10 protein-coding genes are annotated in these 13,871 nt (G+C 31.3%); 9 read left to right on the top strand and 1 reads right to left on the bottom strand.

Annotation, left to right across the window (positions count from 1 at the left end; all coding sequences use genetic code 11):
- The first annotated feature begins 71 nt into the window (after positions 1-71).
- The 3 genes from xdhA to xdhC all read left to right on the top strand — a co-directional run bounded on the left by xdhA (position 72) and on the right by xdhC (position 3,813).
- Entirely contained in the window at positions 72-2,363 is a 2,292-nt protein-coding gene (gene xdhA / locus B3086_RS11210) for a xanthine dehydrogenase molybdenum-binding subunit XdhA (protein WP_346846557.1), read from the top strand.
- A 104-nt stretch (positions 2,364-2,467) separates the two neighbouring features.
- The gene (xdhB, locus tag B3086_RS11205; protein ID WP_346846558.1) at positions 2,468-3,325 is read left to right on the top strand and encodes a xanthine dehydrogenase FAD-binding subunit XdhB; all 858 of its coding nucleotides are present in this window, start codon (positions 2,468-2,470) and stop codon (positions 3,323-3,325) included.
- Positions 3,326-3,339: 14 nt separating this feature from the next.
- Positions 3,340-3,813, top strand: coding sequence for a xanthine dehydrogenase subunit XdhC (gene xdhC, locus B3086_RS11200; protein WP_346846559.1), 474 nt, complete (start codon positions 3,340-3,342; stop codon positions 3,811-3,813).
- A 121-nt stretch (positions 3,814-3,934) separates the two neighbouring features.
- On the opposite strand, the gene B3086_RS11195 is transcribed toward xdhC, so the two are convergent.
- The gene (locus B3086_RS11195; protein ID WP_346846560.1) at positions 3,935-5,308 is read right to left on the bottom strand and encodes a nucleobase:cation symporter-2 family protein; all 1,374 of its coding nucleotides are present in this window, start codon (positions 5,306-5,308) and stop codon (positions 3,935-3,937) included.
- A gap of 415 nt (positions 5,309-5,723) precedes the next feature.
- Between B3086_RS11195 and ygeW the strand changes: the two genes are divergently transcribed.
- From ygeW to yqeB, 6 genes are all read left to right on the top strand, one after another.
- Positions 5,724-6,920 (top strand): knotted carbamoyltransferase YgeW, encoded by a 1,197-nt coding sequence (gene ygeW / locus B3086_RS11190; RefSeq protein WP_346846561.1) that lies wholly within the window; start codon positions 5,724-5,726, stop codon positions 6,918-6,920.
- Between the two features lie 86 nt (positions 6,921-7,006).
- Entirely contained in the window at positions 7,007-10,039 is a 3,033-nt protein-coding gene (gene ygfK / locus B3086_RS11185; RefSeq protein ID WP_346846562.1) for a putative selenate reductase subunit YgfK, read from the top strand.
- A gap of 47 nt (positions 10,040-10,086) precedes the next feature.
- Entirely contained in the window at positions 10,087-11,415 is a 1,329-nt protein-coding gene (ssnA, locus tag B3086_RS11180; RefSeq protein ID WP_346846563.1) for a putative aminohydrolase SsnA, read from the top strand.
- A gap of 16 nt (positions 11,416-11,431) precedes the next feature.
- A complete protein-coding gene (yqeC, locus tag B3086_RS11175; protein WP_346846564.1) occupies positions 11,432-12,256 on the top strand; it encodes a selenium cofactor biosynthesis protein YqeC in 825 nt (274 codons plus the stop codon).
- Between the two features lie 12 nt (positions 12,257-12,268).
- Entirely contained in the window at positions 12,269-12,850 is a 582-nt protein-coding gene (gene mocA / locus B3086_RS11170; protein ID WP_346846565.1) for a molybdenum cofactor cytidylyltransferase, read from the top strand.
- Positions 12,851-12,866: 16 nt separating this feature from the next.
- Positions 12,867-13,688, top strand: a complete 822-nt coding sequence (gene yqeB / locus B3086_RS11165) for a selenium-dependent molybdenum cofactor biosynthesis protein YqeB (RefSeq protein WP_346846566.1) — start codon at positions 12,867-12,869, stop codon at positions 13,686-13,688.
- Positions 13,689-13,871: the final 183 nt, after the last annotated feature.

The raw sequence follows: 13,871 nt of genomic DNA, 5'->3' as shown, positions 1-13,871 counted from the left end.
TTTGTGACTAATTAATCAGTAAGAATAAAGGGAGGTGCTTTAGTAGGATTATAATCTTGCTAAAGAGAATTATGAATTATAAGGTAATAGGTAGTAGTGTATCTAGATTAGATGGTGTGGCAAAGGTTACAGGGAAGGCTAAGTATGCTGATGACTATTTTGAAAGGGAAATGCTAATAGGAAAGGTGCTTAGAAGTCCTTATGCCCATGCAAAAATAAGAAGTATTGATGTTTCTAAAGCAAAAAATTTAGATGGTGTTGAAGCAGTAATTACTTATCAAGATTTACCAAAAATAAAATTTGCAACGGCTGGACATCCTTGGACCTTTGATGAAGCACATAGAGATGTAGAAGATAGATTAATCATTACTGATAAAGTTCGCTTTTGTGGAGAACCAGTGGCGGCAATTGTGGCCATAGATGAAATAATAGCTCTAAAAGCTATAAAACTTATAGATGTAGAATATGAAGTGTTGCCATTTGTAATGGATCAGGAAGAAGCTATAAAAGAAGGTGCCCCAATAATACATGAAGAAAGACAAAATAATATTATTAGCTCTTTTGGCAATGAAGTAGGAGACGTAGAAATAGAGTTAAAAGAAGCTGACAAAGTATTTACAGGTAAATTTAATACTAGTACTGTACAACATTGTCATCTGGAAAATCATAGTGCGTATGCTTATATGGAGTCAGATGGAAGAATTGTAATAGTAACTTCTACTCAAATACCACATATTGTAAGAAGGATAGTAGGACAGGCACTAGGGATGCCATGGGGAAGAATAAGGGTTATAAAGCCATATATAGGTGGTGGATTTGGAAATAAGCAAGATGTTGTTATAGAGCCATTAACTGCAGCAATGACACTTGCGGTTAATGGAAGACCAGTTAGATATGCATTAACTAGAGAAGAATGTTTTATAGACACAAGGGTTCGTCATGCTATGCGATTTACATTTAAAACTGGAGTTACTAAGGAAGGTAAGTTACTAGCAATAGATATAAAGAACTTAGTAAATAATGGAGCATATGCATCTCATGGACATTCAGTGACCATGAGCTGTGGGAGTAAATTTAGACCATTATATAATTTTAATGCTATAAAATATGAGCCTAAAACTGTATATACTAATATGCCGGTAGCAGGAGCTATGAGAGGATATGGAGTTCCACAAATTTCATTTGCTCTAGAAAGTCATTTAGATGATATTGCTAGAGAACTAAATATAGATCCTGTGGAATTCAGATTGAAAAATTTGGTGAAGCAAAATCATGTAGATCCATCCTCCAAAAATGTGGTGCGCTCCATGGGACTATCACAGTGTCTTGAAAAGGGAATGGAATTAATAAATTGGAATGAAAAGAAAAAGCTATATAAAAATCAAATAGGTAGTTTAAGACATGGAGTGGGAATGGCTTGTTTTAGTTATTTTGCAGGTACCTATCCCGTAGCTCTAGAAGTAGCAGGTGCAAGGATTGTGATGAATCAAGATGGTTCAGTACAGTTGCAAATCGGGGCTACAGAAATTGGTCAAGGTAGTGATACTATATTTGCACAAATGACTTCAGAGGTTTTAGGAATTCCAATTGATATGGTTCATGTAATTTCAAATCAAGATACTGATATTACTCCATTTGATACAGGTGCTTATGCATCAAGACAAACTTTTGTTACAGGTGCTGCAGTTAAAAAAGCTGCTATGGAGGTAAAGAGTAAAGTTCTTCAGTTTGCTAGCAGAAAAAATGGCCTCAATCCAGAGGTAATGGATATAGTTGATTGTAATGTAGTTGAAAAAACAACGGGTATAGTTGTCTGTTCTCTTGAGCATATAGCGTTAGAATCATTTTATGATAGGATTTACAGTTCTCCTATAACTAGTGACACTTCTGTTAATATAAGGACTAATGTAGTTGCTTATGGAGCAACCTTTGCAGAGGTTGAAGTAGACATAAAAACTGGTCAAATAACCGTAGTAGAAATATATAATATTCATGATTCTGGAACTATAATTAATCCAATGCTAGCAGAAGGGCAAGTTCACGGTGGTGTAAGTATGGCACTAGGATATGCTTTATCAGAGCAAATGATATTTGATGAGAAGACTGGAAGAGCTCTTAATAACAATCTTTTAGACTATAAATTACAAACTATTTTAGACACGCCTAATATTGGTTCAGCATTTGTAGAAATTCCAGATGATGCAGGAAGTTTTGGACAAAAATCTCTAGGCGAAAATACAACACTTTCTCCAGCCCCAGCTATAAGAAATGCAGTTTTAGATGCAACTGGTGTTGCTTTTAATAGAATACCAATGAATCCACAAAGAGTATTTGAAAAGTTTAAGGAAGAGGGCTTAATATAGGATTTACCTTAAATTTAAGAGTGCAGATTGTATAGTTAGTAGACTATATAAATATAGAAGGAGGTGAATTTTAGTAGAGTGTTAAATCTCTATTAAAGATAAAAATGTTTGATATTAAGAATATACAAGAGCCTAGAAGTGTAGAAGAGGCAGTAAAAATTCTTCATGAAAATAATAATCTAAAAATAATATCTGGTGGAACTGATGTTTTAATTAAATTGCATCATGATGATATGGAAGAAGTAGAACTTTTAAGTCTAAAAAATTTAAAAGAATTAGACTTCATAAAGGTTCTAGAAAATGACACCATAGAAATTGGCTCCACTACTTGCTTTACTAATATATATAGAAATAAAATTATAAAAGATTTTATTCCTGCTTTAGGGCAAGGTGCTGTATCTATGGGAGGACCACAAATAAGAAATATGGCCACTATTGGAGGGAATGTATGTAATGGAGCTGTTTCAGCAGATAGTGCACCAAGTTTATTTGCATTTAATGCTAAATTAAGACTTAGAAGTTTTAAGGGGGAGAGAATAGTTCCAATAGAGGAATTCTACGAAGGTCCTGGAAAGGTTAATATAAGAAAAGATGAAATTCTAATAAGCATTTTTATTGAAAAAAAAGACTATGAGGGAGTAAGAGGAACATATATTAAGTATAGTAATCGAAAGGCAATGGATATTTCTATGCTAGGTGTATGCGTTGTAGCTAGTAAGAAGGAAAATAAATTTAAAGATTTAAGAATAGCGTTAGGGGTAGCTGCGCCTACTCCTATAAGATGTAAGGATGCAGAGAAGTATGCCCTTGGTTTAGAATATTCAGAAAAAAATATTAATAATATTGCACAATATGCAGTAAAATCAGCAAGTGCTAGAGACTCATGGAGAGCATCAAAGGCTTATAGGGAGCATTTAATAAAAGAATTAACAGTACGAGGTATTTATGAAGTAACTAAATAAGGTGGGATTTTATTATGATTGATAAGAATTGTAAAAAGATATCAGTAAAAGTAAATGGAAAAAATTATAATTTAGAAGTAGATGTACGAGAATCGTTGTTAGATGTATTGAGAAATAGACTTCAATTTACAGGGGTAAAGCAAGGATGTTCAGTTGGAGAATGTGGAGCTTGTACAGTACTAGTGGATGGAATACCTATAGATTCATGTATTTATATGGCTATTTGGGCTGATAAAAAAGAAATTTTAACTATAGAGGGGGTATCAGAAAATGGAAACTTATCAAAGGTGCAAAAGGCATTTATAGAAGAGGGGGCAATTCAATGTGGATTCTGTACTCCAGGATTAGTACTTACAACTACAGCATTGGTAAATAGTGGTAAGGATTATACTGATGAAGAAATAAAAAGAGAAATATCTGGACATTTATGTAGATGTACAGGATATCAAAAAATATTTAATGCTACAAAAAAATCCCTTAAGAAATAAATTGAATAGAAAAAATTCCAGTTGATATTTAGGCTGGAATTTTTTGTGGAAAAATAAGAGATATAAAGAGTCGTGATCAACTTTCTATATCTCTTATATAGATTTGGGGAATACAAAGTAGTTATTTGCTTAAAGATATACCAGATTTAGTTTTAATAACAGGTTTTTGAGACTTATCGCTAGGTAAGATTAAATTTAATATTACAGCAAATATAGTTGCAGTTGTTACACCAGAACCAAAGATTATTTGTAAGGATTCTGGGAACATACTAAGAGCTTCAGGTCTAACAATGACACCTACACCTAAAGCAAAAGATATCCCAATTACAAAAATGTTCCTTCTAGTCATATCAACTTTGCCTAGAATTTTAATACCAGAACAAGCAATAGAACCGAACATAACTATACCAGCAGCTCCAAGAACTGGACTAGGCATAATTGATATTAAAGAAGCAAATTTTGGTATCAGACCCATTATAGATAATATTATTCCAGCTATAATTATAACAAACCTACTAGCAACTCCTGTAACATTTATAAGGCCAGTACATTGGCTAAAGGATGTATTTGCAGTAGAGTTAAAAAATCCAGCTAGAATTGATCCAAGACCATCACAAAGTACACCTCCAGAAAGTTGGTTGTCAGAAACCTCAATTTCACATGCCTCTCCAATAGCTAGAGTATCACCTACAGTTTCTACAGTAGTTGCTAGATAAACAGCTAAAAAACTAATAATCGCTGGTATAGAGAATTTAATTCCGAATTTAAGAGGTCTAGGAATAGAAATCCAGGATGCAGCAGATATTGGAGTAGTGTCTAATAAGTTGAGAGGTATAGCTAATAAATATCCACATAATATACCTATAAATATTGAGCAAGAACTTATAAAAGTATTTTTAGATTGATTGGTAATTATAATAATAATTAGGACAATAGCACCAAGCAATAAAAATTTAGGATCTCCATAGTTTGGGTTTCCAGAGCCTCCAGCTAACCAATCAATTCCAACAGGAATGATAGTGATGCCTATCATAGTAACAACAGTACCAGTAACAAGTGGTGGAAAAATTTTTTTAACATGGTTAATAAAAAAGCTTAGAATTACTTCTAGTAAGGCACCTACCATTGTAGCTGTACATATGGTAGCAATACCTAAAGTCATATTGCCGTTATAAGTGCTACCGATGGCAATAGCCGGACTTACAAAAGCAAAGGAGGTACCCATGATAAATGGAAGCTTGCTTCCTATGGGTCCAATACCTTTAGCTTGAATAAGTGTTGTAAGACCAGAAGCAAATAGGGCACATGAAACCAGAAATGATGTATCAGATATTTTTAATCCTAGTGCACCAGCTACTACTAGTGGAACTGCTACTATACCACTGAAACATGCAAAAATTGCTTGAAATGCAAGAATTAAAGTTTGTTTCATAGGTGGTTTGTCATCTAGTTTAATTCTAAGAAGCGATTTCTTTGGAGCGTTAGTTGTTTGCAATTTAATTCCCCCTCTAAATTTATAATTATATCTTATGCATAATGCGTGAAGTGCTATAAATATTTTACTAACCAGTTAATATAAAAAATAAAGAAAAAATATATACTTAACTATAGTTTATGAATAAGTATAATAAGGATATGAATAAATATTAAGATAATAAAATAATTTAAGCTTGAAATGAATAAATTTAAATTATTTAAATTTTACCAATCAAGAGGATGAAATGCAATAAATTTACATAAAATAAATAGAATAGAATAGTTTGAATTATCTGATTTGAATATTGACATTAAATGTAATGGGAGTTATAATTTGATTAATTAGTCAGTAAAGGGAAATTATGACGAATTTCAAAAATATAAGTATAAATTTATTTTGGAATAGGAGATTAATAAATTGAGGAGTGGATTTTGTGGAGAATATTAAAACCCTTATGGAGAGACTTAAAAAACTAGATTTCAGGGAGATGTACAATAATGATTTTTTCTTAACATGGGAAAAAAGTAACGAAGAATTAGAATCAGTATTTGTTGTTGCTGATATTCTTCGTACAATGAGAGAAAATAATATATCGACGAAAATATTTGATAGTGGATTAGGTATTTCGGTATTTAGAGACAATTCTACTAGAACTAGATTTAGTTTTGCTAGTGCGTGTAACTTATTAGGGCTAGAGGTACAAGATCTCGATGAAGGAAAATCTCAAATAGCTCATGGAGAAACTGTCCGTGAAACTGCAAATATGATTTCTTTTATGGCAGACATAATTGGAATTAGAGATGATATGTTTATAGGAAAGGGTAATGCTTATATGAAAGAAGTTTCTAATGCTGTTCAGGAAGGTTATGCTGATGAAGTATTAGAACAACGTCCAACTCTGATTAATTTACAATGTGATATAGACCATCCAACTCAATGTATGGCGGATTTATTACACTTGATTCACTATTTTGGTGGAGTGGAAAATTTAAAAGGTAAAAAATTAGCTATGACTTGGGCTTATTCACCTTCTTATGGAAAACCACTCTCGGTTCCGCAAGGAGTTATTGGACTTATGACAAGAATGGGAATGGAAGTTGTATTAGCACATCCAGAAGGATATGATGTACTTCCTGAAGTAGAGGAAGTTGCTAAGGCAAATGTAGAGAAAAATGGTGGAAGCTTTACAAAGACTAATTCTATGAAAGAAGCCTTCGAAAACGCAGATATAGTTTATCCAAAGAGCTGGGCACCATTTGAAGCTATGGAAAAACGTACAGAACTATATTCAAAGAGGGATATAGCAGGTATTGATGAACTTGAAAAAGAATTGTTGAAAGAAAATGCTAGATATAAGGATTGGGAATGCAATGAAAAAATGATGGAGCTTACTAAGGATGGTAAAGCATTATATCTTCATTGTTTACCAGCGGATATAACAGGTGTAAGTTGTGAAATTGGAGAAGTAGGAGAATCTGTATTTAATCGTTACCGTGAATTACTATATCGTGAAGCTGGATATAAACCATATATTATTGCTGCCATGATGTTCTTAAGTAAAGTTAAGGATCCTATATCTGTTTTTGAGAAATTGCTGGAAGAAGATAAGCCGAGATTTATAGAAAAATAAAGAGTAAATAGATTAATTAAATTATGTATTTACTTAAGGGTATATAATGCTTTTAAGTAACTTATGAATTATAGGGGGGAGTAAATATGAGTGACAAAATACGCCCAATAAGTTTTGAAAAACTCATTAACTGGATTTTTACTGAACTAAAAACTAAAGATAGTATTTTTGGAATTCATAAAGATAAGTTTTACTATGGAATCCCTAATAACACTATCTCTTTTTTAGGAGAGAAGTTAGGCCTACCAATTGGACCAGCAGCAGGTCCTAGTTCACAATTAGCTCAAAATATTATAGCAGCATATCTTACTGGTAGTAGATTTATTGAGTTAAAGACAGTCCAGATTATTGATGGAGAAGATCTTCCAGTGTTAAAGCCATGTATTAATGCTGAGGATGAATGCTATAACGTAGAGTGGTCTACAGAACTAACTGTAGAAGAAGCTTTTGAGGAATATGTGAAAGCTTGGATTATATTACATGTTTTAATGAAGGAACTTAACTTAAGTGTAGACAGAGACTTTGTTTTTAACATGAGTGTAGGATATGATTTTGATGGAATAAAATCAGATAAAATAGATTCCTACATAGAAAATTTGAAAAATTCACAAAATACAAAAATATGGAAGGAATCTATTCAAGTGTTGGAGAATAATATAGAAAAATTTTATAGATTTTCAATTGAAGATTTATATAAAATTCCTTCAAGGGTGTGCAATTCAATTACCCTATCAACTCTACATGGATGTCCTCCACAAGAAATAGAAAGAATTGCTATTTATTTATTAAAAGAAAAACATCTTCATACCTTTGTAAAGATGAATCCTACATTGCTTGGTGAAGCATTTGTAAGAAAAATTCTTAATAAAATGGGTTATGAATATATAAAACTAAATTCACATCATTTTAAAAATGATCTGCAATACAATGATGGAATAAAAATGATAAAAAAATTAAAAGCCGTAGCTGAAATGGAAAGTATGGAGATTGGAGTAAAACTTACAAATACTCTTCCAGTAAGGATATTAAATGAAGAACTACCAGGAGAAGAGATGTACATGTCAGGTAGATCTTTATATCCTTTAGCTATTAATTTGGCAAGTAATCTTTCAGAGGAATTTGAAGGGAAATTATATATTTCATATTCTGGTGGAGCTGAATTCTTTAATGTAGATAAGATATTTAAAACAGGAATATGTCCAATAACTTTTGCTACTACAATATTAAAACCAGGTGGTTATGAAAGAGTTAAACAGATAGCTGAAAAGGTAGAACCACTTATTTCTAATAGAAAGTCAACAATTGACATGCAATTGCTAAAAATATTAGCAAAGGAATCAATTGATGATAAGCATCACCTTAAGAAAGCAAGGGTAGTTAAAAGTAGAAAACTATATAAGGACTTACCAATATATGATTGTACAATTGCACCTTGTAGTGAAGGCTGTCCAATTGAACAACAGATTCCAAAGTATATAGAGCTTGTGGGAGAAGGAAAATATGATGAAGCTTTTCAAGTAATAGTTAGAGATAATGCAGCCCCAGCTATAACAGGAACTTTATGTAATCATAACTGTCAAAATAAATGTACTAGACTAGATTATGATAGTTCCTTAGAAATTAGAAGAATGAAAAAAATAGCTGTGGATAATGCTGAAGAATTATATATAAAGAATATAAAGCCATGCGCAATTAAAAGTCATAAAAAGGTAGCTATCATAGGAGCTGGGGTAGCAGGTTTATCTACAGCGATGTACCTTAGAAGAAATGGTATTAGTGTAGAAGTATTTGAAAAAAGAGATAAACCATATGGGATTATAAATTATGTAATTCCAAGTTTTAGAATAAATAATTTAGCTTTAGAACAGGATTTTAAAATGGTAAAAAGCCATGGAGTTAAGATAAATTTTAATGTAGCTGAACAGGTTGATCTAAATGTTCTAAGGAAAAATTTTCATTATGTTGTCCTAGCAACTGGAGCTTGGAAGCCAGCAAGTATTTCACTTAAAAGAGGTACTGATAAAGTCTTAAATGCTATTGAATTCTTAGAGGATTTTAAAGAAAACAGTGAGGATATAAAACTAGGAACCCATGTATGTGTTATTGGTGGAGGGGACGTAGCCATGGATGTATCTCGTGCTGCCAAAAGAGTTAATGGAGTTGAAAAGGTAACTATTATATATAGGAGAACTAAAGATTTAATGCCTGCTAGTAGAGAAGAAATTAAATTAGCTATTGAAGAAGGTATTGAATTTAAAGAGTTATTATCCCCTGTAGCGTTAGAAGATAATATTCTTGTTTGTGAAAGAATGATTTTAGGAGAACAAGATAAATCAGGTAGAAAAAGTCCAATTTCCTTAGGAAAATATGAAAGTATAAATGCAACTACAGTTATAGCAGCTGTTGGAGAAAAAATAGATTCAAAATTATTTAAAAGTCTTGGTATAGATATAAATTCTAAAGAACTTCCTGAAGTAAACAGTAAATGTGAAACTAATATATCTAACGTATATATAGCCGGAGATGCTAAAAGTGGTCCAGGTACTATAGTAGAAGCATTGTCTCATGGGAAAATTATAACTAGGGACATTTTAAAAAAAGAAAATATGCCTTGTGATCTCATTAGGGCTGAGGAAAATACTTGTGGATATGAACTTAAGAAATCTTATGAAAGAAAAGGTGTACTACTTGAATCAATACCTTCTAAGGAAGAGGCTATAAGATGTCTTAAATGCAATAATATTTGTGAAATATGCGTAGATGTTTGTCCTAATAGAGCAAATGCGTTTATCCATATTAAAGAAGGTCCTATAGTAGGTCATCAAATTATACATTTAGATGGTATGTGTAATGAATGCGGAAATTGTAGAGTATTTTGTCCATATAAAGGTAATCCTTACAAAGATAAAATTACTATATTTTGGAGTGAGGAAGATTTTGAAAACAGTAGCAATTCAGGTTTCTGTGTAATAGATTCTATTAAAGGTATTTTTAAAGTTAGGGATGAAAAAGGTGAAATTTATAATTGGTGTATTGAAGAAAATAACTCAGAATCAATCTCCAAGGAAATGAAATCTATTATTAAAACTTGTGTAAACAGGTATGAATATATAATCTAGAGGTATATAAATACGGTTATAATATTTAATCTATAGGGGGAGTGTGAATGCTACTAGTAGGTAATGGGATAGTTGTAACCAGAGATGATTTAAACACAATTATAGATGATGGATGTATAGTTATAGAAAAAGATAAAATTGTAGAAGTAGGAATTACAAAAAATTTAAAAGAAAAATATCTAGACTATAAATTCATTGATGCAAGAGGGAAATTAATAATGCCGGGTTTTATAAATACACATATGCATTATTACAGTACCTTTGCTAGAGGAATTGCTAATGATAGTCCTCCAGCAAAATGTTTTTTAGATATATTGAAGGGATTATGGTGGAGATTAGACAAAAAGTTAACTCTAGAGGATGTATATTATAGTGCAATAGTTCCAATGATAGATCAAATTAAGAATGGTGTAACAACTTCCTTTGATCATCATTCCAGTCCAGATGGTTTAAGGGGGAGTTTATTTACTATTGCAGATGCAGCTAAGGAAGTAGGTATTAGAAGTAACCTGAGTTATGAAACTTCTGATAGAGATGGGGAGAACGTAATAAAACAAAGTATTGAAGAAAATATTGAATTTATAAAGTATTGTAATAGGGAAAAGAATGATATGATAAAAGGATTATTTGGACTTCATGCATCCATGACTATTAGTGAAAATACTGTAGAGAGATGCCTAACAGCCATAGAGGGTTTAAATACAGGATTCCATGTACACTGTGCTGAAGGAATTGAAGATGTACAAGATTCTATGGAAAAGTATGGTGTAGGCGTAATTGAAAGATGGTATAAAAGAGGTGTTCTTTCTGATAAAACTATGGCTATTCATTGTGTACACATAACTGATGAGGAAATGGATATGCTGAAAGAAAAGAATTCCATAGTAGTTAATAATCCTCAATCTAATATGGGAAATGCAGTGGGAACATCGCAAATCTTAAAAATGGCTAAAAAACAAATATTGTTGGGGTTAGGAACAGATGGATACACCTCTGATATTTTAGAGTCTTATAAAACCGGAAGTACTATTCAAAGGCATGAAGCTAAAGACTCAACAGTAGCTTGGGTAGAATTACCACAAATGCTTTTCAAAGGAAATAGAGTTATAACTGAAAGATTTATAGATAATTCCATAGGAATTATAAAAGAAGGTGCATTAGCTGACGTTATAATTGTTGACTATAATTCTCCAACACCTATATATAAAGATAATATAGATAGTCACATTCTATTTGGAATAAGTGGGAGACATGTTGAAACCACTATTGTAAATGGGAAGATTATAATGATGAATAGAAAACTGGTTAATTTAGATGAGGAGAGAATTAGGGCTAGAAGTAGAGAACTAGCAACTGAGGTTTGGAAGAGGTTTTAAAAAGGAGTGAAAAAGGGTGGACATTTTAAATGTTCTTACTGTTAATAAAGGAGAAAAAATATCTATAGTAGGAGCTGGAGGAAAGACCACTCTTATGTTTATCCTAGCAGAAGAGTTGAAAAAAAGAGGAAGAGTTCTTATAACAACAACAACTAAAATATATCTACCTAAAAGAAATCAATACAATTGTTTAATTCTAAAGGACAGCTTTGGAGCTTATATTAATGAAGAAAGTAAGTATATTCTAAATGGAAATATAGTATGTGTATACTGTGGAAATATAAGTAAAACAAAGGAACCAGATAGTGAAATTCATGTTTATGGTTCTAGTGTTAATGGAGAAAATAAAGTCATTGGAATTGATGATAAAAGTATTTCTAATATACTTAACAATTATGATTATATTTTAATAGAATCTGATGGAGCAAAAGAAAAAGCTTTAAAAGCTTGGAAGGAAGATGAGCCAGTAGTAAGTAATTTTACTAGTACAACAATAGGAGTTTTAAGCGGAGAAGCCTTAAATTTAAAAATCCATGATGGAAATATTCATAGGATTGATGAGTTTTTAAAACTTATAAATAAAAGTGTAGGAGATAGTATAAATGAAGAAGATTTGCTAGCTTTAATATTTAAAAAAGAAGGATTATTTAAAAACTCCAAAGGTAGAAGAATTTTATTTATAAATAAGGTAGAAGAAGAGGACTTTAAGAAGTTAGAAAATCTAATAGAATATATAACAGTAAAAAATAAAGAATTAAAGTTATTAGACGGAATACTTATTGGAAGTTTATTAAATAAAACATATAGGGTTATATATGAAGAATCTACAGAAAAGCTTTAAGGGGGATTCAATGTGGTAACTGGGATTGTTATGGCATCAGGCCGTAGTACTAGGATGGGAAGGTATAAATTACTATTAAAGTATAAGGGTAAATATCTAATAGAATATGTTTTAGATGCAGTAAGTAAAAGTAATTTAGAAGATAAAATTGTAGTAACTGGCAATGAAACAATAGCAGAGTTAGCTCAGACTAGAGATTTAAAAGTAGTTAAAAACTCCCAGACATATATGGGACAAAGTCAATCTATAAAACTTGGGTTGAAAGCTGCATCTAAAATATCTGGATATGCTTTTATTACAGGGGATCAACCTTTTTTAAATGAGAGTCTTATAAATAAACTTATCGAAAAATTTGAAAAAAATCAAGATAAGTTTATTGTACCAATTTATAAAGGTAGAAGAGGAAATCCTGTAATATTTCCATGGAAGTATCGAAATGAGCTTTTAGCACTTAATGGAGATTTGGGCGGAAAAACTATTTTAAAAAATCATGAGGATAATATATTTTTTGTGGAAGTAGATGAAGAATATTTTCTTTGGGATATTGATACAGAAAAGGATTATATAGAATTATTACAATCAAATTATCATTAAGCAAGGGGACGATTTGGTGATAAATAATAGAATAATTGTAAGAGGTGGAGGCGATATTGCCTCAGGTACTATACAAAAACTTCATAGAAGTGGATTTAAAGTTCTAGTACTTGAGATAGAGATACCTTCTAGTATTAGAAGAAATGTATCTTTTAGTGAGGCAGTATTTGATGGTGAAACAACAATTGAAGGTATGAAGGGTGTTCTTGTTAGAACCTATGATGAAATACTAGAAGCTTGGGATATGGGATATATTCCGGTAGCTGTTGATAGATATGGAAAGCTCATTGAAACGGTTAGGCCTATTGCTGTAGTTGATGCAATTTTAGCGAAAAAAAATATAGGTACCACTATAGATATGGCACCTATAACCATTGCATTAGGTCCTGGATTTAAAGCAGGTATAGATGTAAATGTAGTAATAGAGACAATGAGAGGACATAGTTTGGGAAGATTAATATTTGATGGATATGCTTTAGAGGATACAGGAGTACCAGGATCTATATGTGGTTATGCAAAGGAAAGAGTAATTTATAGTTCTTATGAAGGAAAAATTAAGAATATAAGACAAATAGGAGATATAGTTAAATCTAATGAAACTATAGCACTAATAGATGATTTAGAAGTAAAAGCTAAAATTGATGGAGTGCTAAGAGGCATTATTAGAGATAACACTTATGTTACAAAGGGGTTAAAAATTGCAGATGTAGATCCAAGGCATGATGAGATCAGTAATTGCAATACTATTTCTGATAAGTCAAGAACTATAGGTGGATCAGTTCTAGAAGGAATATTATACTTTCAATCTATTAAACCCTTTTTATCTGTAGCAAACTAAATAAAATTTTCTAGTTTATTGGTATTACTAAACTTATTTAGTAATACCAATAAATTAGATTATAATGCAGGTTAATTGTATTGAATTATATAGGTTTTTATTTGAATTAACTAATTAATTAGTTAGTAAGTATTTAAATTATTGAAATAATGGTTGAAAAATAAAATATATTTATATTTAAAG

This window comes from Clostridium sp. UBA871 (genome assembly GCF_002295255.1).
GTDB lineage: Bacteria > Bacillota > Clostridia > Clostridiales > Clostridiaceae > Clostridium_J > Clostridium_J sulfidigenes.
The sequence above is the reverse complement of the archived record's forward strand: the minus strand, read 5'-3'. Positions and strand labels throughout refer to the sequence as shown.